We start from the raw sequence: 26957 nt of genomic DNA, 5'->3' as shown, positions 1-26957 counted from the left end.
ATCATGGCACTGGAGATCGAGATTAAAGTAAAAGTTCCCGCACTTGAACCCATCCGGGAAAATCTCAAAAAAAACGGCGCTGCACTCATCGCCGAACAGGATGAGCACGACATCTACTACAACGCTCCCCACAAAGACTTCGCCGTAACCGACGAAGCCCTCCGTGTCCGCTACACCAGAAACCAGACCTGCGGCAAAATCATGCCGCCAAACGTCACCTACAAAGGCCCCAAGGTCGGCCGTGAGGGATTCAAAGCCCGCGAAGAGATCATTGTTGACATCTCCTCGGGCGAACAGCTTGCTGTCATCCTTGAACGGCTGAACTTCAAAAAAACCGCCGAAGTCATCAAACACCGCGAGATCTATCAGTGCGAAAAAGCCATCGTCACACTTGACAACGTCGCAGAAGTTGGAACCTTCTCCGAGATCGAAGCTGACTTCTCCCTCACCGAAGATGAAGCAGTCACCGCTATTGAAAACGTTGCAGCCATGGCCGGCATCACCGGTGAGCGGCTCACGAAATCCTATCTTGAAATTCTGCTTGACGTCCGTGCAAAAAGCACGGCGCAATAATTCTTTTTGATTTGTAAAAAAAATTCAGGGAAAGTTTTACTCCACTTCTTCTCTCTCGTTTACATTCCGCAGTTCAATCGTTGGTTCATCCTCATCGGTAAACGTGATCACCGCATAATTTCCTTCTGAAGCCGGTCCGGGATTCACACAGATACGCCGCTCGAACTCTGCAATGCCCTTCTGCTCATGAATATGTCCGCAGCAGATAATATCAAACTCACGGACCACCGCCGCAACGGACGCAGAACCGACATGCATTGAACCATCCTCACCGATCCCGTCCAGGGCACCCTGCGGCGGTGCATGCGTTACCAGGAGATTCCACCGGTTTTTCTTCGTCTTTGCAAGAACCTCCGACAGAGCTGCCGCAATCTCCTCCTCAGACATCTCAAACAGCGTATCAAAGGGTGTTGTGTTCGACCCGCCGAGACCCGTTATCGTAATGCTGCCGAGATCAATACTCTTCTTATGCAGCGAGATCGCGTCCGAGGCCTCGATCACCTGAATAATCTCCTTTGGATCACAGTTACCGGGAACAACGAATGTCGGAGCAGGAATCTCCTCAAGTGCCGGGATCACTCCGTCAAGCGGTCCGAAATCCGTCAGGTCTCCGCCGATCAGAACATAGTCCGGCTCCTCCTCCTCGAATATTTTGGGGATTACCTCATACTTTCCGTGTACATCGGTAATAAAGACAATATCGGTCATAAATACTATATTTCACGGCTGAGGTTATGAAGTTTCAGAGAACCCGTCCCTTTCAGGAATATTTGCAGGGAACATAAGTGGTGAGGAAAAAAGAACTGTTGTGGGATTTCTGGATCGTTTTCCGTTTCCAAAAAAATTACCGGGCAACCTGTGTTGCTGCCCGCCGTTCCCGCATCCAGGCAACCGCATACACACATGCTACCAGCAATCCGAACACGCCGGTTACCAGGAACAGATTACTGTATGTTCCTACCATTACCAGAACCGGAATAACTACAATAGAAGAGGCAAACTGCCCGAAGTTCAGGGCCATTGAGAAAATTCCCGTTGCCTTCCCCATCGCATGAACCGGCGCCTCATTGGAGATCCAGTTTACAATCGTCGGAATCAGTGCTCCCTGTCCGAATCCGGTAAAAATCACCGCAAGAGCTACTGCACCGACCGAAGCTGCAAAGCCCAGCAGACAACATCCCAATCCAACTGCAAAGAAACAAAGGAACATCACCTGCATCCGCAGCATCCGTGCGGCAATCCGGCCGTAGAAAATTCCGGCCAGCGCCGAACAGCATCCCATCAGACCAAGCATCAGCCCTATCCCTGTCAGGGACACACTGCCGACCTGCGCAATCAGGTACGGAAGTTTCGTCGGCATCAGAAATGTAATCGCCATTCCGATAAAGATGGAAACATAGATCGGCAGAAGCACCTTCATATTCAGCTTCACCGAGTTGTCACGGTGTGACCTCCTCGGCTCGCTGACCGGCTCTTTTACTGCGAAGAGAACACCGATGATAATCACAAACGCAACCAGATAGATCAGGAACGGCTCGCGCCACGAGATCTCTGCAAGACTTCCGCCGCCCGTCTCCAGAATCAGGACACCGATACCCATTGCTGCTGACTGATACCCAAGTACCTTCACCCGTGAAGCACCTGTATAGTATTCAGTAATGAGTGCCGTTGTTGCCGTTGTCAGACCGGCAATACCAACACCAAGAATAACCCGGCTCACCAGAATTGCCCAGAGAGAATCCAGATAAAATCCTGCGGAACCGGCAACGGCAAAGACCACAAGAGAGAATAACAGAACCTGGCGTCTGCCGAATTTATCACAGGCGATACCGATCAGATATCCCGTGCAGGCAACCGCGAGCGACGGCAGGGTAATGATCATGGAGATTAAAAATTCCGGTGCGTCGGAAAACACCTCGCTTATCAGAGGCAGTGCCGGAGCAACCGCCGCTCCTCCCATCAGCGTAAGCATGGCTGCAAGAAGCAGGAATACCAGTGTCCATTTCGTGGGGACAAATGTATTTTTCATCTCTATTCATTCATGTCAGACTCCATAAATACGTGGTGCACCTGTGTGTAGGAGCACCATCTTCCGATATCATTTCTGATACCATAGTATGTCTCCAGAAAAGTGCAGTATCTGAAAAATGAACTTCCCTCTGATGTGAATGAACACTACGCTTATTACCTTCAAAGCACTACGTGTACAATCTTATGGCCGATAGGGAGAATATTGTCACTGAGGGAAATATCACAAAAGCCCTCCTCATCATCGCCCTCCCAATCATTATCAGCAACATCCTTCAAAGTGTCCTTGAAGTTGTGGACATGTACTTCATCGGCCACCTTGGTCAGGATGCGATTGCGGGCGGAACGATGAGCATCTCGATCATCATGGTCTTAACCACCGTGCTGTTCGGTATAGTCACCGCCACTGCCGCATTCATATCGCGGGCATATGGTTCGCAACGATATGAACGGATTCAGGTAATTCTTGCACATGCGCTGTATCTGGCATTAATCATCTCCGCAATAATTGCTGTTATTGGATTCTTCTGGTCTGAAGAACTCCTTCTCCTCCTTGGAGCAGATCCGGGAGCACTTGCCGAAGGAACGAAGTTCCTGCGTCCGATGCTCATGGGTCTCTTTGTCATGGTCATTCTGATGACCCTTGTTACGGCATTTCAGAGCAGCGGTGATTCCCGAACACCAATGTATGCAATGATTGCCGTAAACATCGTCAATATCATTCTGAATCCGACCCTGATTCAGGGTCTCGGAGGTTTTCCGGCGTTTGGCATTGCAGGATCGGCGTACGCATCCATCCTCTCGCGTGCCGCAGGTATTCTGCTGCTGCTTGGCGTTATCTATCTTCTTCCGTCATTCAAAAACAGCCCCGTCAGGCTGCCGAACAGATGGACGTTTGAACCGCAGCTCATCAAGGATATCGTGCTGATTGCAATTCCGAGTGCTGTCCAGAGTGGTGTGCGGAGTTTCGGATTCCTGATGATGACATCGATCATCACCATCTTTTACGGAACGGCAGCTGTTGCTGCATACGGTATCTCGATTCGTCTGGATATGCTGGGACTTATTATTGTGATGGGATTCTGTACGGCAATCGCGGTCATGGTCGGCCAGAATCTTGGTGCGGGAAAAGTTGAGCGTGCGGAACTGTCGGTCAAGTATGCGGTTGTTATCAATGCAATCTTTATGGCGATTGTTGCAGTCTTCTACTATCTGAACGCTGAGATGCTGCTGGCATTCTTCGGTGCGGAGGGAGAAGCCCTTGTTGACGGCGTGCTCTTTATGCATATCATTCCGTTCTCCTACTTCATCATCGCTGTTGCAATGACACTCGGATTTGCAATGAACGGTGCAGGCATGACGCGGCCCGGCATGTACTCGGCGATCGCCGGACAGATCTGTACGCAGGTTGCGCTTTCCGCACTGTTCGCCTATCTGGGCTATCCAATTCAGTACATCTGGTATGCAATCGTCTGTGGTTCGGTTATTATGTGCATCTGTGACTACTACTTCTACCGCAAAGGAGACTGGAAGAGAAAGAAGCTGGATCTCGGTGGAGAGTCTGCATAGATGGATGAAGATCTGGTTCTCCGCCTGAAAAAGTTCGGCATGAGCGAGTACGAGGCAAAGGTGTACTCGGCACTGTTCGGACTACAGGTGGCGAGTGCCCGGGAAATTCATGAGTTTACCCAGATCCCCCGGGGACGGGTGTATGAGACACTGAATGCTTTAGTGGAGAAGCATTTTGTTGTATCGACGGGCGGTTCTCCCGCCCGCTATCGTGTCTGCGATGTGTCGCGGACGTTTGATCAGATCAAAAAGGATACGATGGATTCCCTGAATGATCTGACCGAGTATCTGACAGGTTTGGAACGCGATCGCCCGGAGCGGCTTCTGCAGGCATATGAACTGAGGAGTCAGTGGGCGATTGATTCGCAGGTACATCTGATGTTCCGGCGTGTCCGGTCGGAGATGCTGGTCATCTGTGATGATGCGGATTTTCTGAAGAGGTATGCGTCCGATCTGGAAAAGCTTGACAAGCGGATTGCCCTCTATGTTATTGTCAGAACACCGGAGCTTGCAGAACATCTCGGGATACGATGCTACCTCGGAGGCCGGGATATTGAACACGGGATGTTCTGCCCGCCTGTCCACGACGGCAGGAGTCTTTTGCGAAAGATTGCTATTTATGCCGACCGGCAGGATTCTTTATCGGTGGTGGAGGAGAACGGGATGCTGGAGGGTGTGTTTCTCTCGAATGATCTGTTCTCCGGTTACCTCTATCACTGTATTTTAAATGAGATTCGGCCGATCCGATCCGGGAAATCATAAATTTTTTTTGAAAAAATGCGGGGAGGATTTTTTCACAGCGGGTAAGTCCTCAGGCTTACGATTCGCGGGAGGCAGACGTTAGTGTCCCTTCCTCACGTACGCCAAAACCTATTTCCCGTATCACCGGAAACCTAACCATAACACACCAGCCATGACACCTCCTGCCCATCTCCTCCACAGCCTTGTACTGTTCCGCAGCCTCCTTCATCTGCCGGTCTATCAGAAACTCCTTGCCCTCCTTGACGATGATCACACCGACACCACGCGGTTCCTTGACCGGTACGCCGCGTTCGTTGCTGAACTTTACCGCCATACCGACAACCTCAGCGAGTACATCCAAACAACCGTTTATGAAGATGACAACATCTACGTCCGGCTCGTTGCCGAAGAAAAAACCATTCCTGCCGTAATTGCAGACACTCTTCATGCTGAACTCCGCGCCTTGGAAACACTCAGCCGCCTCACCCCTGCCGACCTCAAAGGAACCTGCCGCGGCTGTCTCCCCTCCTGGCAGACGAAAGAGATCGACCTTACCCGCGGATACGCAGAGAGAATGGCCACCATTCATACAACCGGTTACGGAATATTTGCAGCCCATCATGTCTTTATCATCAGAAACGAGATCATCACTCCCCTCCAGCACCCCGACCCGCAGAAACTCTCCGACCTCTACGGATACACTGCAGAGCGCCGGAAAATCATCGCAAATACCGAGGCACTCCTTGCAGGAAAACCAAGCGTAAACGTTCTCCTCTACGGCGACGCAGGTACCGGCAAAAGTTCCACCATCAAAGCAATTGCGAACGAATATGCTGCCTGCGGTCTGCGGCTCATTGAAATCAAAAAATCCCAGCTCCACCTCATCCCCTCGATCATCGAACAGCTTGCGAAAAACCCCCTTAAATTCATCCTCTTCATCGACGACCTCACCTTCACCGAAACCGACAACGAGTTTGCTTCCCTGAAAGCAATCCTCGAAGGAAGCGCCGCCGCCCGTACCAAAAATATCGTTGTCTACGCAACCAGCAACCGCCGCCACCTCATGAAGGAAACATTCAGCAGCCGTGAAGGCGATGACATCCACCGAAACGATACCCTCGAAGAAACCATCAGTCTCTCCGCACGATTCGGCATCATCATTACCTTCCAGAAACCGGGAACCGATGCATACCTTGAGATTGTTGACTCACTCGCCCGCGAATATGAAATATCCATCCAGGAAGACCAGCTCCACGCCGGAGCAGAAATGTACGCTCTTCGCGCCGGAGGCAGAACCCCGCGTGCCGCAAAACAGTACATCGAACTTCTCGCCGCAAACACTCTCTGACCTCTGCCCCGTGACGGCAACGAAAACATCAGCAAAACACCCGCTTTTTCCCGAAAAATCAGAAAGGATATGAACCTATTGGTACTCCCTTCCAAAGCTATTTCTACAAAAAGACAAGTACCTATAAGAATTAACGCCGTGACAATCTCGCGTTAAAGAAGAAACACCGAAAGGACACTGCGTCCTCCTCGGAACAGTGGAAAAAACATGTTACTAACTGGTGCAGAGATCATCGCAGAAGTTCTTATCGAACAGGGAGCCACCACTATCTTCGGTTATCCCGGAGGAGCAGTTCTCAACATCTACGATGCACTCTACGAATATCGTGACAAAATCCGTCACATCATGACAGCCCACGAGGAAGGAGCCTCTCACGCGGCTGACGGATATGCACGCGCAACCGGCAAAACCGGCGTCGTACTTGCAACATCCGGGCCCGGAGCAACCAACCTCGTTACAGGAATTGCTACCGCATACATGGACAGTATCCCCCTCGTTGCACTAACCGGCAATGTTGGAACCAGTTTGATCGGGCGTGACAGTTTCCAGGAAGTGTATATTGCCGGAATCACCATGCCCATCACCAAACACAACTTCGTAGTGCGGGACGTCTCACAACTTGCAGACACCCTCCGGGACGCATTCAGAATCGCCCGTACCGGCCGGTGCGGGCCGGTACTCGTTGATATCCCCAAAGATGTCACCGCAGCAAAAACCGAGTTTGAACGACTCGGTCCGGTTGAAATTCCAGAACCTCCCCTGCCTGCAGAAGAGGACATCTGGCATGCTGCCGAGATCATCAACAACGCAAAACGTCCGATCATCTACTTCGGCGGCGGTGTCATCAGCAGCGGAGCATCCGACAAACTCACGGACCTCATCCGCACCGCAAACATCCCGGCCTGCCACACTATCATGGGAACCGGTGTCCTTGCAGATAATGACCCTCTCAACCTCGGTATGATCGGCATGCACGGCTGCTTCACCACCAACAAAGCCATTGACGAATCAGACGTCGTCATTGCAGTCGGCACCCGGTTCAGTGACCGGGTAGCCCTCAACACCAAAAAATTCGCCGGACACGCAACCATCATCCACATCGACATCGATCCAAGCGAAATCAGCAAAAACGTTCCCGCAGGCCACAGCCTCATAGGCGACGTGGCCCAAATCCTTACCAGACTGCTGCCCATGATTCCCGCAGCAGAACATACCGAATGGCGGAATCAGATTGCTGAATGGCAAAAAACCGACTACGTACCACAAGACAGCGAGACCACCCTCAAACCGCATCAGGTAATCCATACCATCTCCCGGCTTGCAGGTGATGACGCCATCTTCGTCACCGACGTCGGTCAGCATCAGATGTGGGCTGCCCAGTACTGCAGACGTTCCAAGCCCCGGTCATTTCTGACAAGCGGCGGACTTGGCACCATGGGCTTTGGCTACGGAGCAGCCATCGGCGCGAAAATTGCCCACCCGGACCGGCACGTAATCCACATCACCGGCGACGGCAGCTTCCACATGAACCTCAACGAAGCCTGCACCGTTGCCAGCTACAACCTGCCAATCATTACCGTCATCATGAACAACACCGTTCTTGGTATGGTGCGCCAGTGGCAGACCGTTTTCTACGGCGGCAGATACTCCAGCACTTCGCCGGACCGTAAAACCGACTTCGCCAAAGTCGCCGAAGGTTTCGGCCTCTCCGGCGTCCGTGTAACCACTCCGCAGGAATTTGAAAAAGCATTTGCCAACGCAATCGCCGAAAACAAACCGGTCTGGATCGAATGCATGATAGACAAAGACGAAAAAGTCCTGCCCATGATTCCCGCCGGCGGAACCATCGAGGACATGATCACAGAGTAAACCATGGAAAAAAAAGAAGTACTCTCCGTCCTCGTCGACAACCACTCCGGAGTTCTCGCCCGTGTCTCCAGCCTCTTTGGCAGACGCGGCTACAACATTGACTCGCTCACCGTCTCTGCAACAAACGACCCGCACATATCGCGCATCACCATTGTTGTTTCCGGAGACGAAACGGTCATCAGTCAGATCATCAGCCAGACCCGAAAACTCGTTGAAACCCGTGATATATTCGCCCTCAACGAGAACCGATCCCTCCTGCGTGAACTCCTGCTGGTCAAACTTGCCGCAAACGAGAGCAAACGCAGTGCAATCCGGGAAGTTGCCGAAATCTACGGCGCAGCCATTGTCGACCTTTCGGTCGACAGCATGATTGTAGAACTAACCGGGGCGCCGACAAAAATCGACGCATTTCTTGAAGTGATTAAAGAATACGACATCGTTGAGATGTGCCGCACGGGCATCACTGCTCTGGAACGCGGAATACAAAAATAAGGTGAATACAATGGTAACAATGTACTACGACACAGACTGCAACTTAAGCCTGCTTGACAACAAAACCGTAGCCGTGATCGGCTACGGCAGTCAGGGACACGCACATGCACAGAACCTCCACGACAGCGGAGTAAACGTTGTCGTAGGTCTCAGAAACACCTCCGCATCCTGGAAAAAAGCCGAGGACGCAGGGCTCAGCGTCATGGAAGTTGCAGACGCAGCAAAAGCAGCTGACCTTATCATGATGCTCGTCCCCGACGAACAGCAGGCGGACATCTATGCATCCCAAATCGCCCCGAACCTTTCTGAAGGCAACGTACTGATGTTTGCCCACGGATTCAACATCCATTTCAAACAGATAACCCCTCCTGCAGGCGTTGATGTGATCATGGTCGCCCCCAAAGGACCCGGACACACCGTCCGCAGCCAGTATCAGGAAGGCCGCGGTGTGCCAAGTTTAATCGCCGTTCATCAGGATGCATCCGGCAAAGCCCGCGAATATGCGCTTGCCTACGCCTGCGGTATCGGTGCAGGCAGGGCAGGAATCATCGAGACCACCTTCCGTGAAGAAACCGAAACCGATCTCTTCGGTGAACAGGCGGTACTCTGCGGCGGTGTGACCGAACTCATGAAGGCCGGATTTGATACGCTGGTAAAAGCAGGCTATGCACCCGAGATGGCATACTTCGAGTGCGTGCACGAGATGAAACTCATCGTTGATCTGATCAACTCCGGCGGATTTTCGTTTATGCGCTACTCGATCTCTGACACCGCCGAGTACGGCGACTACCGTACCGGCAGGAGAATCATCACCGAAGACACCAGAAAAGAAATGGAAAAAGTCCTCCGCGAAATTCAGGACGGAACATTCGCGAGTGAATGGATCACCGAAAACCGTGCAGGCCGCCGTGCGAAATTCCTGGCCACCCGTCAGCTTGAATCAGAGCATCAGGTGGAGAAGGTCGGAGCAAAACTCCGGAAGATGATGTGCTGGTTAAAGAAGTGAGGATACCATGGAACTCCGAAGCCACGCGGTGACACGCGGTGTTGAGCGGGCACCGAACCGCTCACTGTTCTATGCAATGGGCTACACCGAAGAAGAACTGTCGCGTCCCTTAATCGGCGTTGTCTCAGCACATAGCGAGATTGTGCCGGGCCACATCCATCTGGATAAGATTGCCGATGCCGTCAAAGCAGGTGTCCGCATGGCGGGAGGTACCCCGATCCTGATCCCGGCCATCGGTGTCTGTGACGGTATTGCCATGGGGCATATCGGCATGAAGTACTCGCTTGCGAGCCGTGAACTGATCGCCGACAGTGTGGAGACCATGGCAATGGCACACTGCCTTGACGGTCTTGTGCTCGTACCAAACTGCGATAAAATTGTGCCCGGCATGATCATGGCAGCAGCACGTCTTGACATCCCTGCCATCGTATGCAGCGGCGGCCCGATGCTTGCAGGCGTTGACAACGGCGAAGAGATCAGTCTCTCAAAACTTTTTGAAGCGGTCGGCGCACGAAAAGTAAATGCAATCACCGATGCAGACCTGAAACGAATCGAGATGGATGCATGTCCCGGCTGCGGTTCCTGTGCCGGCATGTACACCGCAAACAGTATGAACTGCCTGGCAGAAGCCCTCGGTATTGCTCTTCCGGGCAACGGCACAATTCCGGCGGTCATGGCTGCCCGCATTCAGCTGGCAAAACACGCCGGTATGCACATCATGGACCTTATCCAAAAAGGTATCACTGCCCGGCAGATCATAACGCCCGCCGCAATCAAAAACGCCCTTGCCTGCGACATGGCTCTCGGATGCAGCACCAACAGTGTCCTGCACCTCCTTGCTATCTCCCGCGAAGCAGGTGTTCCGCTGGACCTTGCAACGATTGCAGACGTCAGTGCAAAAACGCCCAACCTCTGCCACCTTGCACCGGCAGGCCCGGCACACATTCAGGACCTGCATGCGGCGGGCGGTATTCCGGCGGTTCTCGCCGAGCTTGCAAAGGGAGGATTTATTGACCCGTCCCTTATCACCGCAACCGGAAAGACCGTGCAGGAAAATCTTGCGGGGGCGTCCAACAAAAATCCTGCTGTCATCAGACCGATAGAAAACCCGTACAGCACCACCGGCGGCATTGCCGTTCTCTGGGGCAACATTGCAAAGGAAGGCTGTGTCGTCAAACGCAGCGCTGTTGCCGACGAGATGCTGGTTCACAGCGGCCCTGCCCGCGTGTTTGACTCTGAAGACGAGGCGATCACGGCAATTTATGCGGGACGAATTGTTTCCGGCGATGTGGTTGTGATCCGTTATGAAGGGCCGAAAGGCGGACCCGGTATGCGGGAGATGCTCAACCCGACATCGGCCCTTGCCGGTATGGGTCTTGACCGGTCTGTTGCGCTGATTACGGACGGACGGTTCAGTGGCGCAAGCCGCGGGGCGTCTATCGGTCACGTGTGCCCGGAGGCTGCGGCAGGAGGGGAGATCGGTCTTGTTGTCGAAGGTGACACTATTCTCATCGACATCCCGAACGGCAAAATCAATGCTCTCGTTAGTGATGAAGAATTCACCGCACGGAGAGGTCGGCAGATAATGCCTGCGCCTGCAATCACTTCGGGCTGGCTTGCCCGGTATGCACGGGGATGTGCCGGAGCAAATGCCGGTGCTGTAATGAAATAACCTTCTTTTTTGAAATATATGTGCAGGGACATCTGGTTTTGTACGGCAGGAATGGTAATCACCGTCCGGGAAAACTATGACTTAAGTAGTCAGACGTCTCCATTATTATAGTAAGGCATGATGGATCGTGATTATCAACCCATCAACCTCAAGGACGTCCTCATTGAAATGAAGGACATCTCGGAACTGATGGTTGATCTGGCTTATTCTGCGGTGTTGTTTGAAAGCAACGCCATCGCAGACGAAGTCATCGAACTTGAAGAACGAATGAACGACCTCGTATATCAGGCACGCATCACCAGTATGATGAGCGTACGCCGTCTGGAGGACACCGAACCGATGAGTGGTCTTCTGCAGCTTGCAGAAGCCTCGGAACGCATCTCCAATCAGGCCGCAGACATCGCAAAAAATATCATGCGGCACGTCTCTTTCCCGGCAAACCTCCGAAAAGCACTGCCGGAAGCTGAAGAGGCAACACACCGTACGGTTGTTTCGAGTAGCAGCGCCCTTGATGGTGCGCGTCTCGGCGACATCAAGCTCCAGTCCGCAACTGGTATCAGGATCATCATGATACGCCGCATGCGGCAGAGAATCTACGATCCTGACAAACACACCGTGCTTCGTGCAGGCGACGTACTGGTGGGACGGGGGCCCGAATACGGATTCCCTGCGCTGTGTGAACTTGCCGGTCAGCCTGTCCCGCGTGATGACGACGGCCCTGTTACTGCTATTAGTGACCTCGATCGGGCGGCGGCCCTCATGATCGAGATGAAAAACATCAGCGAACTCTCCGTCGGCCTCGCCTATACCGCTCTCCTTCATGAGAACATGGACCTCGCCAACGAAGTCGTTGCTCTTGAAGAGGAGCTTGACGAAATGCGGCTCAGACTTGATCTCTGGACGCTGGAAGCAGCAAAACGTACCGAGGATGTGGCAAGCCTTCGCGGCATGCTCTACATGTCCTCGTTTGCCGAATCCATCTCCGATGCCGCCAGTTCCATCGCAGACGTCATTCTCCGTGAGATTGATGTTCCGCCGATTCTCAAAAGAATTGTCCGGGAATCGGATGAAATCATCTCCTGGGTAACCGTCCGTCCCGGCTCCCCGCTGGACAAAAAATCCCTTACCGATTCGCAGGTGGGGACCGTCACCGGCATGGTAATCTTTGCCATCAAACATGATAACCGCTGGACCTACCGTCCCGCACGCAGCGTTGTTCTGCATGCGGGAGATCTTCTGGTAGCACGCGGCCGGCGCGACGGAGAGGAAAAACTGTATGGTCTCTGCGGTGCAGACACCGATGAAATAGAAGATTTTGAAGACTCGGAGTAAATTTACATGGGTACAATTGATATGGTATACCGGCTTGGCCCCGGTTGTGAAGTGGATGACATCGTAGAAGGCCAGGTATATCTGGGAAAAGTTCAGGGATTTGCAACATTCGGCACGTTTGTTCTCTTAAACGACCGCGTAAAAGGACTGCTGCATAAAAGCAACGTCAAAACAGATAAAAAAGAGCGTGACCAGATTCTCGTGCAGGTCAATCAGATTCGTCCGAACGGAAACATTGATCTCCGCGAAGTACAGCTTCCCGAAGGAAGTTACGAGACCCAACTTGTCACCAAAAAGATCACACTCTCCCGTCTTTCGGATCTGAAGAACAAGATCGGCAGAAATGTCACCATCGAAGCAGATGTTGTGCAGATCAAACAGACCTCAGGACCCACCATCTTCACTGTTTGTGACGACTCCGGTGTCGAAGACGCCGCAGCCTTCACCGAAGCAGGTGTCAGGTCCTATCCCGAGGTCAACCTTGGCGACATCGTCCGCATCTTTGGTGAAGCAACCCGCAGAAACAATCAGATGCAGATTGAAGTTTCCGACATGCATGTCCTCAAAGGAACCGAGGCCGATGCAGTCCGGACACGGATCAACAAAGCTCTTGAGTCCCGCGCCGAACCGCCCGAAGTCACCCCGCTCATTGAAAGCCCGGTACTTGACGCACTCTGGCCTGAGATGCGTAAACTTGCAAAGATTGTCCGCCGCGCAGTATTAACCCAGCAGCCGATCATTCTCCGCCACCATGCGGATGCGGACGGTATCTGTGCTGCTGTCTCCGTCGAAACAGCAGTTTTGCAGTTAATCCGTGACAACGGCGGCGACCCGGATCAGGACAACTTCCTCTTCCGCAGATCTCCTTCCAAAGCCCCGTTCTATGAGATCGAGGATGTGACCCGCGACCTTGATATGATGTTGAAGGACAATGTCCGGTTTGGTCAGAAACTTCCGCTGATTCTTCTGATGGACAACGGTTCAACCGAGGAGGATATGCCCTCCTACAAGATGACTGAGGTCTATCAGCTTGATGTTGTCGTTGCCGATCACCACCACCCGGACGAGACGATTGACAAGTATCTGCTTGCCCACGTTAACCCGTACCATGTCGGCGGCGACTTCGGTGTGACCGCGGGAATGCTTGGAACCGAGATCGCCCGTCTGATCAACCCGGTTGTTGAAGCACGGATTCTTCATTTCCCCTCGGTTGCAGGGGTTGCAGACCGCAGTGAGGCACCCGAACTTGACGCGTATCTTGCCCTCATCGAAGGTAAATACACCCGCGATGAGTGTAAGGACATGGCGCTTGCACTGGACTACGAGCAGTACTGGCTCCGGTTCAACGACGGCCGTGAGATCGTAAAGGACATCCTGAACCTCAACAACGCACCCGAACGTCACAACCGGCTGGTTACTCTCCTTGTGACTGAGGCAAACGCAGCAATTGAGGATCAGATGAACACCATGATGCCCCATGTCAAGGATCAGGTGCTTACGTCAGGAGCGAACCTTTTCCTCGCAGATGTTGAGATGTTTGCCCACCGCTTCACCTTCCCGCCGCCGGGCAAGTCGTCGGGTGAGGTTCATGATATTCTCTGCAAGCGCTACGAGAATCAGCCGGTTGTAACCCTTGGTCTCGGACCCGACTTTGCAGTGATCCGTTCCCGCGGTGTGAAGATGAACATCCCGCAGATGGTGCGTGCCATGCGCGACGAGATGCCGGGCGCAGGAATTTCAGGCGGCGGCCATCTTGTGGTTGGCAGCATCAAATTCGTTGAGGGTATGCGGGCTGAGGTCATCGCCAAAATGATCGAAAAGATCTCCGCGTTCCCGGTTGATGCACTCTAATCCGCGTCCGGTCTGTCTGCAACTGTCCACGAGGTCGCAAGACCTGTGGACATCCCGCATACCTTTGGTTACGTGGATTTTTTTCGCAACTGCTGATGTTCCCGCGGGATTCCCGAAAAATCCTGTGTATCAAGCACTACCTTTATAATGTAAAACATCCTATACTTACATGAGGTAAGTCATTATGACCGAACCTAAAACAATTCGTGAAAGATATAACGACACCCAGTCTCGGATCCTTGGGTATCTGAAGGCAGGAGTGGCAAAAGGAAGCCGGTTCTTCAAGGCAAAGTATATTGCCAAAGATCTTGGGCTCTCCTCCAAAGAGGTTGGAACGAACCTTGCCATCCTTTCCGAGATCTGTGATGAACTGGACATCCAGCGCTGGAGCTACTCTAACAGCACCACCTGGATGGTAACGAGCAAAACAATAGCATAAATACTTCACCCCTCTTTCTTTTTTGTTCCCTTACGTATTGTAATTCTTATCAGCAAAGAATATTCTGCGCGATTGTCCATCTTTGCAGTATTGCTCCCGTTACCTCAATCATCCGGTTTCAAATTGAATGATACATATTTATATATTGGAAAATCAAACACTTACTAATGGTAAGTGATATGGAGCTTCAGGTCCCGCAGTACAACTCCACCCAGCAGCGGATTCTCAATTATCTTAAAGCAGGTGTTGCATCCGGCACCCGTTTTTTCAAGGCAAAATACATTGCAAAAGAACTCGGCATCTCCTCCCGGGCCGTTGGAACAAATCTCGCTCTCCTTGCGGAAAAATGCATGGAGTTTGAAATTATCCAGTGGGGCTACTCCACCAGCACCACCTGGATGGTCAAACTGAGATCACTGGTCAGCAGCTGAACCGGCAGGAAACGAGCGTTACCTTAATAAATAATCCCTCCTCATTTTTATCTATGGGAAAAAAGATTGCCGAAATCGTTGAAACCATAGAATTTGTAGCAGATATCGAAGGGGCAAAGGACTGCCTCATGTCCCAGCAGGGTGATCTCTGGTTCAACATTGACGTCCCCAAAGGTCACGGCCTGAAAAACGGCGATAAAATCCGTGTAATCGTAGAGCGCGCTGATGAGTAATGATGAATAAGAAAGCAGGGCAGGCGGATACCATAAAACGGATGGTACTGATCCTGTTAGGAATCATTGCGGCTCTTGTCCTTGCAATTGTGCTGACGGTTGGAGCCGCCGCAATCGATGCAGAAGATCCCGTCTATATCAACGGAAAACTTGTTGCCGCATTCCAGTACAACGGCGACCCGCGTGAAGTCTGGGTGCAGTGCACCATATCCCGCGTGGATGACCTCTTCGCCGAAGAACAGGTAGGCGATCTTCTGACAAATGCGCCAACTTTCACCACAGGCAGAAACATCTGCGAATTCCCGATAGATCTTGAGCCAGGAACCTATAAAGTGCGCCTCTATGTCCGGGAGAGGAACGAAGGTGCCGTACGGCTTGCCGCGTTCATCAAAAATTTTGAGATAGTATGACCCATATCTTTGACAATGCCCTTCTCTTCAACCCATGTACCGGAGAATGGCTGCCTACTTCTTTTGCTGTGGAAAATGGTGTTGTTGCCGCAATTGGTGCGAACCACAGCCTCACCGGTGATCGGCTAACCGATCTTGGCGGTGCCCGGGTAATTCCGGGACTGATCGATACGCATCTGCATATTGAAAGCACATTTCTTGTACCGCATGAATTCGGCAGGGTTGCTCTTTCGCACGGTGTCACCACTGCAATCGCCGATCCCCATGAGATCGCCAATGTTGCCGGACTCGCCGGAATCGATTTCATGATTCAGGATGCGCAGCACGCACCAAATGATATTTTCTTTATGGTCCCGTCCTGTGTCCCTGCAACTCCGGATGACGTCGGCGGTGCAGTTCTCACTGCAGCTGATCTCACAAAATATGTTGACAATCCCCATGTCCTCGGACTCGGTGAAATGATGAACTTTCCGGGGGTTCTTGCCGATGACCCCGAAATTCTTGCAAAACTTTCCTTGTTTTCGCATGTGGATGGACATGCTCCGGGTCTGACCGGACTTAGTCTTTGCAGATATATTGCCCACGGTATCAAAACGGATCATGAATGTACTTCTGCGGAGGAGGCACGCGAAAAACTCCGGTGCGGCATGTATATTCTGCTGCGGGAAGGGGAGGCTGCAAGGGATGTTACTGTTCTTTCTCCCATTGTCGATGTAAACACGGTTTCGCGCTGTTGCTTCTGCACAGACGATAGGCATGTTGACACGCTGGTTCGCGAAGGTTCCATTGATCACTGCATCCGCGTTGCAATCAAAGCGGGCATGCCGGAAAATCTCGCACTCCGCATGGCAACCCTTTCTGCTGCGGAATGTTTTGGTCTCACCGATCGCGGCGTGATTGCACCGGGCCGCGTTGCCGACTTCTGCATCCTTGCAGATACCGACACCTTCACCATAGAACAGGTCTATAAAAACGGTGTCCCTGCAGAAGAGATCCCTGCATCTGGCGGTCAGACCCCGTATCAGGTACCGGCGTTCTCCTGCAGATTCCCGACCAAAACAGATCTTGTTCTGCCTGAAACGGGCATCGCCCGGGTCATCGGCGTCATCGCCGGCGAAATTGTGACCCAGAATATTCCTGCCAAACCTGATGCCGACGGGGTGCAGAAGATCATCTCCGTTGACCGTTACCGTGCCGGTGGTTTTACCGTCGGCCTTGTGAAGGGATTTGAGATGCAGACGGGGGCTGTCGCCTCTTCTATTGCCCACGATGCCCACAACATTATTGCAACCGGCAGAACCGACGAAGAAATTCTCACCGCTGTCCGTGCAGTTGCCGATGCAGGCGGCGGTCTTGCGGTCGTCACCGGAAACGATGTCACCCTGCTTTCACTTCCCATCGGCGGCCTCATGGCGCATGAACCTGCTGACGTACTCCTGAAGCAGCTGGACACACTATCCGTACATCTGAAGCGTACCGGCGCATATAAACAGACCTTCGGTCATCTTTCCTTCCTGTCGCTTACGGTAATTCCGCATCTGAAGATTACCCCGCGGGGCCTGTTTGATGTGGATACGTTTGAAACGGTCCCTCTGTTTCACTAATATTTCCGCCAACAGGAAAGGATATTGAGAAGAACAGCAATACTGATAATTACGATGAAACTACAGCGGGAGATTGCCATCATTCTTGCGGCGGCATTTGTTCTTCTGCCGGCACTGGCAGGCGCTGCGGCGGCAGCGGAGCCGACAGCAACGGAACCTGTGCAGCGGCTGGTTTTGTTTCAAAGTCCTGATATGTCAAACCACTACGGCTACATTACGGTAGATTCGGTGGACGTGAAACTGGAGGGAGTCAATGCGGTATATACGATCAACTACTCAATTGATCCATGGATTGCATTTCTGGTATTCCTTCTCGGCAAACAGGATCTGAAGAACCGGCTTCTGAAGATCATCAATCCTCCGGTCCCGAGCAGTGGTCAGACGCAGGAGATCGTGTTCCAGTATGTGGATAATGAAAAGGCGATCATTTCGGTTTCCAATGCTGCAATGAGTTACGGAGACAATACCTACTGGTATCCGGAGCAGGAGTTTGCAATCACGATTCCGCAGATTACGTTCACGGCGTCGTTTACCAAAACCTACAACAACACCCGTGTGATTGAGCGGGGATTCGGTTACTACTAATCCTTTTTTTTGAACGGGCAGTTACTGCCACGATGATCACCTCTAAACACTCTTCGATCCAATACAACATTTATGCAGATGTTTCTTGACGGTGCCGGTTGCGACAGTCTTTCAGGAAGTACCCTTCCTGTCTATAATCCGGCAACCGGGACAGTGATCGATACAGTTCCTGCCGGTACCACGGACGATGTCGCAGCTGCGGTTGCAGCAGCGGAAAACGCTCAGGCAACGTGGGCACGGGTGAGTCCGGCGGATAAATCCCGCATTCTGATTGCAGCAGGCGCGCTTATCAGAGGTGAAGCGGATGCTCTGGCAACACTTCTGACCACCGAACAGGGAAAACCGTTTCGCGAGGCAAAAGATGAAATTCTGGGAACCGCCCATATTTTTGAGTACTATGCATCGATGACCGGAAGCATCCGGGGCGATGCAGCGGTTTTGCCGAAGTATGGATACATGAATGTGGTCAGAAAGCCGCTCGGCGTCTGCGGGGCAATTGTGCCGTGGAACATGCCTGCAATTATTTTTGGATGGAAGGCTGGTGCAGCTCTTGCCTGCGGGAATGCAGTTGTTGCAAAACCGTCGGAGACAGCACCTCTGACGGTTCTTCGTCTGGCGGAACTTCTTGCGGCCGCCGGAGTTCCGGGCGGTGTGCTGAATGTTGTTACCGGCAGTGGTGCGAGTGCCGGCGATGCGATCGTGCGACATGCGGATATCCGTCATGTATCCTTCACCGGCTCGGTTGCAACGGGGCGGGCTGTGTCTCTTGCAGCAGCGCCGACGCTGAAAAAACTTACACTGGAACTCGGCGGAAATGATGCATTCATCGTGGCAGCAGATGCAGACATTGATGCGGCGGTTGCAGGCGCAGTGAGGAACCGGTTCTACAACTGCGGGCAGGTCTGCACCTCGGCAAAAAGAATTTTAGTGGATGCAAACTGTGTCGATGCGTTCGTGAGAAAGGCGAGGAATGCAATCGAAAAGCTTGTTGTCGGCAGCGGTCTGGATAAGGTCAACATGGGGCCGCTGAACAATCCCGGACAACGTGACGCGGTTGCAGCAGCTGTTGACCGGATTGTAAACGAAGAGTGCGGCAGACTTATCTTTGGAGGAAAAAAACAGGAGGGACCCGGCAACTTCTACGCGCCAACCCTGCTTTCCGATGTGTCGCCGGATGCGGTGTCTGAGGAGATCTTCGGGCCGGTCATGCCGGTGATACCGTTTGCTACGCTGGACGAGGCGGTCGAGATTGCAAACGGTACGCCGTACGGACTTGGTGCGTCTATCTGGACGAAAAATATGAAGACGGCCTACACGGCGGCCGAGCAGATCAGATCCGGTGTTGTGTGGGTGAACAGGCATCTGATTCTGCCGCCGGAAATTCCGTTTGGCGGTACCGCAAATTCGGGATACGGGCGGGAGAACGGACGTGAGTTCATCTATGAGTACACCGAGCCGAAGAGTATTCTCATCGGCCTCTGATTTTTTTGCAGAAAATTGAAACGGTGGATTTATATTGATATTGCTCTAATGTATTAGAGCACATAGGTGCGTTAGTCCCGGTAGGGTAGAGGATATCCTAGAAGCCTGCGGAGCTTTTGACCTGGGTTCAAGTCCCAGCCGGGACGTAGCTGTTTTTTTATGATTTCTATTCCTCAGACATGCATGTTTCTAAAAAAAATATTTTTCAGCTCTGGACAACCGTCCAGTTGCCAAGACCGGTTACGGTCACGTGATAATACTGGGTTGAACCGATGTCGATCGTTACGGTCTCATCAAATGCCCCCCGCCGGGAGAACACCTGTGCAACCTCGGCTCCGTGCAGGGTGATGTCGAGGGTAAAGGTGCGTGGACCGTCAAAGGTTGCATGGAAGGTAACCGGTCCTTTTTTCATCAGCACGCGGGGAAACTCCTGCGTCCCGTACCCTGCGGCGTTCAGTGTTCCCTCCTCTGTAATTCCGTCAGGAGAAAATGTCGGTGTCGGAACTACAGTTGCGGTCTCTGTCGGCGTTGGTTCAGCCGGACTGTCCGGCGAAACACAGCCGGCTGCTGCGGCAAAGAGTACCGCGATGAACAGCAGGAGAACAGTCTTCTTGTTGCATCTCATGAGAAAACAATTCTCTTTGGATGCGGATAATTATTTGGATGCTGTCACAGACGGGGCCCTGGACGAAAAGGACAGGGCAGCGGCAATCAGGCAGAACACCACACCGCAGGCGAACGACAGATGCATGGCTGAAAGAAATGCGTCCAGATTTCCTGCCATCTCGGTGGTGGTGCCAAGGAATATCGAGATGAAGCAGGTTGCAAGCCCCATCGAAAGCACCATGCCCATCTGCCGCATCGTACCGATGATGCTGTTTGCACTGCCGTACTCGCGGCGCTGGACCGAGCCGAGGATCAGATTGTTGTTCGGCGAGGCGAACAGCGCTACGGCAAAACCCATCAGAACAAGGGTCACAAGCAGCATCGGAAGATCCAGCGCCGCGCTGAGCTGCAGGAGGACGGCAAGTCCTCCTGCCATCAGCAGCATTCCTGCTGTGGTCAGGTAGCGCGGATCGATTTTATCCGAGACCCTCCCCGCAAGAGGTGAGAAGATCATCTGGGTAAACGGCATTGCAACCAGCACCATTCCGGCCTCCATCGGTGTAAGCATTCCGGCAATCTGCAGATACAGACTCAGAAAGAAACTGATCGCATACGTTGCTCCGAAGTTAATCACCGTTGCAAGGTTGCCCCGGGTAAACACGCGGTTACCGGAAAAGAGCCGGAGTGCAAACACCGGATAGTGCGTACGTTTCTCAACAAAAACAAACAACGGAAGAAACACCACAACTCCCGCTGCAAGCAGCCCTACAGCCCAGAACTCCGGCAGATTGATGAGGCCGAGCACCAGCGAAATAATGAGGAGCATATACACAAACGTTCCCGCATAATCGTACGGCTCTCCTGCATTCTCGCGGATGTCGTGCGCGATGGAAAACCATACCGCCGCAAACGTAAATGCAGACAGTACCACAACAAAGTAGAAGATACTTTCCCATCCAAGCATCTGTGTCAGAATACCGCCGAGGATCGGGCCTGCCGAAAGTCCGAGAAACACCGCCGACACGGCGTATCCGATGACCGCTCCCCGCTTTTCAGGCGGGTACACCGCTGAAAGAAGTGCAATCGAGTTGCTGGTAATTGCTGCAACACCAACTCCTTCCAGAATTCTGCAGAGAATCAATATCTCAATTGAGGGTGAATGGGGCGCAAGAATGGAAGAGACCGCAAGGAGGAAAATTCCTGCCAGAAATATTTTTTTCCGCCCCACAATATCTGCAATTCGTGCGGCAGGCACCATAAACATCACGGAGCTTATCAGATAGGCTGTCGAAAGCATCGCAAGTGACTCGGCGGTTGCAACGTAGGCGGTACCGATGGCAGGAATTGCCACATTTACCATTGAGCCGAGAAACGGACTGAGAAACGAAGCAAGGGCTGCGGCAACCAGCACCATCCGCATCTCGCGTGTGGTGTACTGATATGCCGCTGCCATATGTTCTTTGTCGGTTGGGAACGGCAATAATGTTATCCTTTTTTCGTGACAGCCGTCCAGCCGACAACCGCACCGGCAAAGGACAGTACAGCACCAAGAGCAAACGTCAGGTGCATTGCGGCAACAAGACCGTCGGGATTGCTGCCGAGTTCTGTTCCTGCGCCCGTGAAAAGGATAATGCAGCAGGTTGCAGCGGCCATGGAGATAACCATTCCCATCTGCCGCATTGTTGCAAGGATACTGTTCGCACTTCCGTTATCGCGACGATCCACCGAGCCGAGGACAAGATTGGTGTTCGGTGCACCAAACAGCGCAATGCCGAACCCGACCACGGCGAGATTGAGAATCACTGCAGTCTGGTTATATTCGGTTCCGATGAACCCGAAGAGCGCCATGCCGATACCGGTCACCGCAAGACCTGCGGTCATGAGAACCCTGCCGCCGATCGTGTCAGAGAGTTTTCCGGCAAGCGGAGAGAAGATCATCTGCACAACCGGCATGGCAATCATCACAATGCCTGCTTCCATCGGTGTCAGGGCGCCTATTATCTGCAGATACAGACTCATGAAAAAACTGACCGCAAACGTTGCCCCGTAGTTGATCATCGTTGTTATGTTGGCCCGGGCGAATACCCGGTTCTCGGTGAAGAGCCGGATGGGAAACACCGGATACTGAATCTTCGCCTCAAAGCTGATGAAGAACAGCAGAAGGATAACACCGAGAACAAGACCTGCGACGGCAGGAGGTTGTGGCAGGTTGATGAGGCCGAACATCAGGCAGAGTACCATCAGGCCGTAGAGTATCGAACCGCGAAGATCGAACGGCTGACCGGGGGTGGTGAACAGTTCGGTGCTGATCGAAAATCTGACCATCGCGGTGGTTGCAAGGCAGAGTATCAGTACGAAGATGTAGATGCTTGACCAGCCGAAGACCGATGTCAGTGCGCCGCCGATCAGCGGACCTGCGGTCAGACCCAGATACACGCCCGCAACTGCGATGCCGATGGCAGCCCCGCGCCGCGAAGGCGGATACACTATCGAAAGAAGAGCAATTGCATTGCTGATTACACAGGCAAATCCGATACCCGCAATCACCTGACAGGCGAGCAGCATCCCGATTGAGATCGAGAAGGGTGCGGCAAGCGAGGCAAGAGCCGCGATGCAGAGACCGGCCACGAACACTTTCCGCAGGCCGAAGATGTCGGCAAGCCGGGCGGCCGGTACAAGAAATACCACCGAACTTATCAGATACGCCGTTGACAGCATGGCAAGTGTTTCTGCGGGGACAGCGAAGTTTTCACCGATGGCAGGGATTGCAATGTTCACCATCGAGGTGTAAAAGGGTGTTAAAAATGATGCAAGCGTTACGGCAAGAAGAATCACCAAGAGCTTGCGTCCGGTATAAATGAGGTTGTTGTCCATCTGATCCCATTCCAACTGTTTCCAGCCGCAGCGAGCGGGGGCTTTCCGTTTCGGAAAGGTTCCCTGGACCCGGCATCCGGTCTTACGGCCAGTGATAGTGTATGTATCTCGCGGGATGCCCCGTCAGGGAATATGATCAGATGTTGATCCGCGATATCTGTATAATTGGTACCGTACGATAAAATACTGTCCGGTTTTGTCCAGAATTTTTTGCTGTTCCGGAATCGTTTACCCCACAGGAGTACTCAACCGCTGCGTTTGACAGCAACGGTACGTGCGGATGCTCGGTATCCGGAGATGGTTGGTTATCCCTTCTCCTGTGTTGACGGAAACGGTGTTGCAGCCGGCAAGTCTTCTCTACGATCGGGCACTTCAGAGGCGGATAGGTGACGTGCTTCTGTCCGGACCAGGGAGCAGTGATGATCAATTATGTGCTTCCTGCAGGGGATGGCTGGCTGATTTTTGCCAGTGTCCCTGCGGTGTAATTTTTTTCTTTTTATTCCTGTGTTTCCACCCCGCGGAGGTAATGGGCGGCGGTGATTCCGCCGGATGCAATTTCCTTGATCTGATTTTTGAGTTCTTTTGCGTTCTCCCCTTCCAGAGCTGCAGTGTAGAGTGAGATCATTCTGCGAACGTATTCCGGCGATCTGCCCCGTGCATCAATGGAGATAACGGAGACTCCTGCACGTGCGATGGCTCCGACATATTCAATCAGGCAGATTTCTGCGGCGTTCAGGATGTGGCTGCAGCAGTTTGTGTCGGTTCTGATCCGGAATATTCTGCCGGTTCCGTCTTTGAGTGCCCACGGCTGGTTGCAGCTCCGGCAGCCGAGTGCGGTTGCAGGGATACAGTTCCGGGTAATCATGACCTCAAGGCTGCCCTGCACGATGACCTCGGTCTTTGGCGGGCGGGTGTAGGCAGCAAGGTGCTCCATGAGGGATTTTATCTGTTTTCCGGAGAGTTCGGGCGAGAGACAGACCTGCCGGCAGGTTTTGCCGTACACTATCGCGGCACGGGCGTTCGTGATGTTGAGACCGGACCCTCCGTATTTGGGGATGCCTTTGATCTCTTCTGCGATGCCTGCACCGTCCACCATGATGCCTGCGGCGGATGCAGGAAGTTTTGCGAGGGTTTTGGCAAGCTCTTCTTCATGGAGGATTCGCGGGAGTTTGTAGATGATCGGGGTGTCATAAATTTCATCGGTGCCTTCATAGACAATCTGCCCGGCTCCGGCGGAGTGTGCGGCTTTTGCGGCGACGATGGAGTCGGTGTACACCTGAATCACCGGTTCGGTTTTTTCCGGAACGGTTGTTTCCTTGGGAATGAACGGGCGGTGGGTCCGAACGGGAGGGGCAGTTACGGCGTCGCTGCATGCGGCAAGGAATCTGCGGCGGAGGTCGTTGATTGCCCCCATGGGAAGGAATTTGGTACCGTCGTAGTTCATAGCAATGCTGCGGATGACAAATGGTGTGCCACCGGTTTTGCGGAGTTGTGCTTCGAGTGCTTCGGCGGTGACCGGACGGGTCTGGGCGTCCTGCATGGGGGTTTCGCTGACTGCGGCAGCCCCGTGGCCGATGATTACGAGATGACCGTTTTCGTTTACACCGACGGTGATGTCCAGCGGGATTTTTCCCTGTGCCGGACGGGAAAGGATGGCCGCGGCTTTTCGTTCGGTCTTCATCCTGCGGGTAATCCAGAGTTCGCTGCCGATGAGGACTTCCTGCGGTGCGGGAATTTTGTAGGCATCTCCTTCGGGGAAGAGGTAGGGTTCTTTGTTGAGGGCGAATCCTGTTTCACGGCCTGCAAGCCGGAAGACGAGGCCGTCACCGGTGTCAGGGATTGGACCGTCGATTTTTACGATGACTTTGCCGCGCCGGTCGTCAACACCGCTGACAATTCCTGCATAGACTCCGCGATTGTCGGGTTTTTTGGTGTTGATGAGGGTGGTTCCGCAATCGCCGAGGAGGTAGCCTTTGGTGAATCCGCGGTTGAAGGCAAAGGCGAGGTCTTCCATGGTTTCCTGTTCCGGTTCCCAGTCGCCGCCTGCGGCGATGTCGTCAAGCGCCCGGCGGTAGGCGTCGGTGACGATTGCGACGTATTCGGGTGTCTTCATGCGGCCTTCGATCTTGAGGGCGGCAATGGGAGTGTCACAGAGTTCTTTGAGGTACGGGTAGAGGCAGAGGTCGCGGGGGGAGAGCGGGTAGTTTCCCTGCGTGGGGACGATGTCGCCGTCGGCGAGAAGGGTGTAGGGTTTTCTGCACGGCTGGGCGCACATGCCCCGGTTGCCGCTTCTGCCGCCGATGACGGAGGAGAAGAGGCACTGACCGGAGTAGGCGTAGCAGATTGCACCGTGGCAGAAGACTTCGAGTTCGATGCCGTACTCTTTTGCGACTTCGCCGATTGCGGCAACATCTTCGAGCGGGAGTTCACGGGCAAGCACGACGCGGGAGATGCCGTGCTCGGCGGCGAACCGGATGCCTGCGGTGTTGTGGATGGTCATCTGGGTGGAAGCATGAAGCGGCAGGTCGGGGGCCACTTCACGGGCGATACTGAGAATTCCCTGATCCTGTATGAGGACGGCGTCAACACCAATTTCGGAGAGGAAGATGAGGTATTCGGCAATCTCCGGCAGTTCGTCGTCGGTGGCGAGGGTATTGACGGTGACATAGACTTTGACACCGTTTTTATGCGCATAAAGAACAGCCGTGCTGAGTTCCTCGCGATCGAAGTTTGCGGCGTACCGACGGGCGCCGAAGGTTTTTCCTCCGAGATATACGGCGTCAGCCCCGGCAGCGACGGCTGCTTTGAGGGCTTCGGGAGATCCGGCGGGTGCGAGAAGTTCAGGAACGGCAGGCATATGTGGGATACTGTTGGTCGTGTGAGGGGTTATAGGTTAAGGAGATAGTCGGGAGAAGGAAAGTTTTTCTCATCACAGTGAGACGTTACTCAGCAATGATCACATTAGGTGAAGATTTCAAACCGGCTCTGAAGTACAAGCCGTACCTCGCCATTTATACCATGGTGGTAGTTGCCATTATCTGGGCTGCCTGTTTCGGCTGGGCAGTCTTCATCGGCGAAATAGGCCTTCCCCAGTCGATCGTTCTTGCGATCGTCGCTGTCCTTGTCATCTGTCTGCTGTTCGTTCTCCTCTGGACCGTGCTCTACTACAAGTCCGTTGTGTATCATCTCAATGCAACCGAGATGACCTGGAAACGCGGCGTCTGGTTCCGCAAGACCGGTATTGTCCCCTACAACAGAATCACGAACGTTGATATTGTTCAGGGGCCCGTTATGCGGCTGTTCGGCATCTCCAACCTCAAAATCCAGACCGCCGGATACTCCGGCAGTAATGGTTCGGCGGAGATTGCCATTGAAGGCATCGAGGCACCGGAACCGCTCCGGGCCATGATCATGGATTTCGTTCGCGGCGGGGAGCCGAGTGCTGCGGCAACCGGCGTTGATGTGCCGGTGAAGGCGCCAGTTGTCTCCGGTGATGCAGATGTCAAAGCACTCCTTGCAGAGGTTGCGGCAATCCGCAGACTGCTTGAAGAGAGAAAATAATTTTTTTTTTGAATTTTTTTCTGGAAAAAATACCTACTCAATCATTTTGTGGTGTCACAGGGTATTAATTGAGTGGAGATACCCGCACCCTTACTCTTTCCGTGATATTTCGTGTGGAAAATGTTTTCGGGGGTTTTTGGATTTGGTTTCGCTTGGAGTAACCACGGAAAACACAGACTCCACGGAATTCCACGGAAAAAAAACACAGAATACCGCTTCGCTTACGGAACAACACGGAAAGAATAAGGAAG

Annotated in this window: 24 protein-coding genes and 1 tRNA gene; 19 read left to right on the top strand and 6 right to left on the bottom strand. The window is 53.0% G+C overall.

The annotated features are described in order from the left end of the window. Positions 1 to 3 precede the first annotated feature (3 nt). Complete coding sequence (gene cyaB, locus O0S10_RS07450; protein ID WP_268925258.1) at positions 4 to 573, top strand: class IV adenylate cyclase; 570 nt, start codon at positions 4 to 6, stop codon at positions 571 to 573. Between the two features lie 36 nt (positions 574 to 609). On the opposite strand, the gene O0S10_RS07445 is transcribed toward cyaB, so the two are convergent. Together O0S10_RS07445 and O0S10_RS07440 are read right to left on the bottom strand one after the other, a co-directional pair. Continuing rightward, a complete protein-coding gene (locus O0S10_RS07445; protein ID WP_268925257.1) occupies positions 610 to 1281 on the bottom strand; it encodes a metallophosphoesterase family protein in 672 nt (223 codons plus the stop codon). 136 nt (positions 1282 to 1417) lie between these two features. Continuing rightward, positions 1418 to 2602, bottom strand: a complete 1185-nt coding sequence (locus O0S10_RS07440) for an MFS transporter (protein WP_268925256.1) — start codon at positions 2600 to 2602, stop codon at positions 1418 to 1420. A gap of 185 nt (positions 2603 to 2787) precedes the next feature. Here O0S10_RS07440 and O0S10_RS07435 point away from each other — a divergent pair, with 185 nt between their 5' ends. From O0S10_RS07435 to O0S10_RS07355, 17 genes are all read left to right on the top strand, one after another. Then, entirely contained in the window at positions 2788 to 4170 is a 1383-nt protein-coding gene (locus tag O0S10_RS07435; protein ID WP_268925255.1) for an MATE family efflux transporter, read from the top strand. Beyond that, a complete protein-coding gene (locus O0S10_RS07430; protein WP_268925254.1) occupies positions 4171 to 4932 on the top strand; it encodes a TrmB family transcriptional regulator in 762 nt (253 codons plus the stop codon). It abuts the gene before it with no gap. Positions 4933 to 5083: 151 nt separating this feature from the next. After that, entirely contained in the window at positions 5084 to 6259 is a 1176-nt protein-coding gene (locus tag O0S10_RS07425) for an ATP-binding protein (protein ID WP_268925253.1), read from the top strand. 207 nt (positions 6260 to 6466) lie between these two features. Next, positions 6467 to 8128, top strand: coding sequence for a biosynthetic-type acetolactate synthase large subunit (gene ilvB, locus O0S10_RS07420; RefSeq protein WP_268925252.1), 1662 nt, complete (start codon positions 6467 to 6469; stop codon positions 8126 to 8128). Positions 8129 to 8131: 3 nt separating this feature from the next. Next, positions 8132 to 8620, top strand: coding sequence for an acetolactate synthase small subunit (gene ilvN, locus O0S10_RS07415; protein WP_268925251.1), 489 nt, complete (start codon positions 8132 to 8134; stop codon positions 8618 to 8620). Positions 8621 to 8630: 10 nt separating this feature from the next. Then, a complete protein-coding gene (ilvC, locus tag O0S10_RS07410) occupies positions 8631 to 9626 on the top strand; it encodes a ketol-acid reductoisomerase (RefSeq protein WP_268925250.1) in 996 nt (331 codons plus the stop codon). A gap of 7 nt (positions 9627 to 9633) precedes the next feature. After that, positions 9634 to 11298 carry a dihydroxy-acid dehydratase gene (gene ilvD / locus O0S10_RS07405; protein ID WP_268925249.1) on the top strand — a complete coding sequence of 555 codons (1665 nt, stop codon included), beginning with the start codon at positions 9634 to 9636 and terminating at the stop codon, positions 11296 to 11298. 117 nt (positions 11299 to 11415) lie between these two features. Next, positions 11416 to 12630: a potassium channel family protein gene (locus O0S10_RS07400; RefSeq protein ID WP_268925248.1), complete on the top strand. Its 1215-nt coding sequence runs from the start codon at positions 11416 to 11418 to the stop codon at positions 12628 to 12630. 6 nt (positions 12631 to 12636) lie between these two features. After that, on the top strand, positions 12637 to 14481 hold the full coding sequence (locus O0S10_RS07395; RefSeq protein WP_268925247.1) for a DHH family phosphoesterase: 1845 nt from the start codon (positions 12637 to 12639) through the stop codon (positions 14479 to 14481). Positions 14482 to 14665: 184 nt separating this feature from the next. After that, positions 14666 to 14920: a DUF7123 family protein gene (locus O0S10_RS07390; protein WP_268922375.1), complete on the top strand. Its 255-nt coding sequence runs from the start codon at positions 14666 to 14668 to the stop codon at positions 14918 to 14920. 167 nt (positions 14921 to 15087) lie between these two features. Beyond that, entirely contained in the window at positions 15088 to 15351 is a 264-nt protein-coding gene (locus tag O0S10_RS07385) for a DUF7123 family protein (RefSeq protein ID WP_268925246.1), read from the top strand. Between the two features lie 53 nt (positions 15352 to 15404). Further along, complete coding sequence (locus O0S10_RS07380) at positions 15405 to 15584, top strand: hypothetical protein (protein WP_268925245.1); 180 nt, start codon at positions 15405 to 15407, stop codon at positions 15582 to 15584. Then, entirely contained in the window at positions 15584 to 15994 is a 411-nt protein-coding gene (locus O0S10_RS07375) for a hypothetical protein (RefSeq protein ID WP_268925244.1), read from the top strand. Before O0S10_RS07380 ends, O0S10_RS07375 begins: the two co-directional genes overlap by 1 nt. Then, positions 15991 to 17598: an adenine deaminase gene (gene ade, locus O0S10_RS07370; RefSeq protein WP_268925243.1), complete on the top strand. Its 1608-nt coding sequence runs from the start codon at positions 15991 to 15993 to the stop codon at positions 17596 to 17598. Before O0S10_RS07375 ends, ade begins: the two co-directional genes overlap by 4 nt. 54 nt (positions 17599 to 17652) lie before the next feature. Next, on the top strand, positions 17653 to 18183 hold the full coding sequence (locus O0S10_RS07365) for a hypothetical protein (RefSeq protein ID WP_268925242.1): 531 nt from the start codon (positions 17653 to 17655) through the stop codon (positions 18181 to 18183). A gap of 72 nt (positions 18184 to 18255) precedes the next feature. Next, positions 18256 to 19665 carry an aldehyde dehydrogenase family protein gene (locus tag O0S10_RS07360; protein WP_268925241.1) on the top strand — a complete coding sequence of 470 codons (1410 nt, stop codon included), beginning with the start codon at positions 18256 to 18258 and terminating at the stop codon, positions 19663 to 19665. 74 nt (positions 19666 to 19739) lie between these two features. Next, positions 19740 to 19811: transfer RNA gene (locus O0S10_RS07355), tRNA-Arg, on the top strand. A gap of 59 nt (positions 19812 to 19870) precedes the next feature. Here the strand turns inward: O0S10_RS07355 and O0S10_RS07350 are convergent. From O0S10_RS07350 to O0S10_RS07335, 4 genes are all read right to left on the bottom strand, one after another. Further along, positions 19871 to 20290: a hypothetical protein gene (locus O0S10_RS07350; protein ID WP_268925240.1), complete on the bottom strand. Its 420-nt coding sequence runs from the start codon at positions 20288 to 20290 to the stop codon at positions 19871 to 19873. A 30-nt stretch (positions 20291 to 20320) separates the two neighbouring features. Beyond that, positions 20321 to 21724: an MFS transporter gene (locus tag O0S10_RS07345; RefSeq protein WP_268925239.1), complete on the bottom strand. Its 1404-nt coding sequence runs from the start codon at positions 21722 to 21724 to the stop codon at positions 20321 to 20323. 32 nt (positions 21725 to 21756) lie between these two features. Then, complete coding sequence (locus tag O0S10_RS07340; RefSeq protein ID WP_268925238.1) at positions 21757 to 23145, bottom strand: MFS transporter; 1389 nt, start codon at positions 23143 to 23145, stop codon at positions 21757 to 21759. 496 nt (positions 23146 to 23641) lie between these two features. Then, positions 23642 to 26002, bottom strand: coding sequence for a U32 family peptidase (locus O0S10_RS07335; RefSeq protein WP_268925237.1), 2361 nt, complete (start codon positions 26000 to 26002; stop codon positions 23642 to 23644). Between the two features lie 95 nt (positions 26003 to 26097). Between O0S10_RS07335 and O0S10_RS07330 the strand changes: the two genes are divergently transcribed. Further along, positions 26098 to 26706, top strand: coding sequence for a PH domain-containing protein (locus O0S10_RS07330; protein WP_268925236.1), 609 nt, complete (start codon positions 26098 to 26100; stop codon positions 26704 to 26706). The last annotated feature ends 251 nt before the right edge of the window (positions 26707 to 26957 follow it).

The sequence above is a fragment of the Methanocorpusculum petauri genome (genome assembly GCF_026891975.1).
Lineage (GTDB): Archaea > Halobacteriota > Methanomicrobia > Methanomicrobiales > Methanocorpusculaceae > Methanocorpusculum > Methanocorpusculum petauri.
The sequence above is the reverse complement of the archived record's forward strand: the minus strand, read 5'-3'. Positions and strand labels throughout refer to the sequence as shown.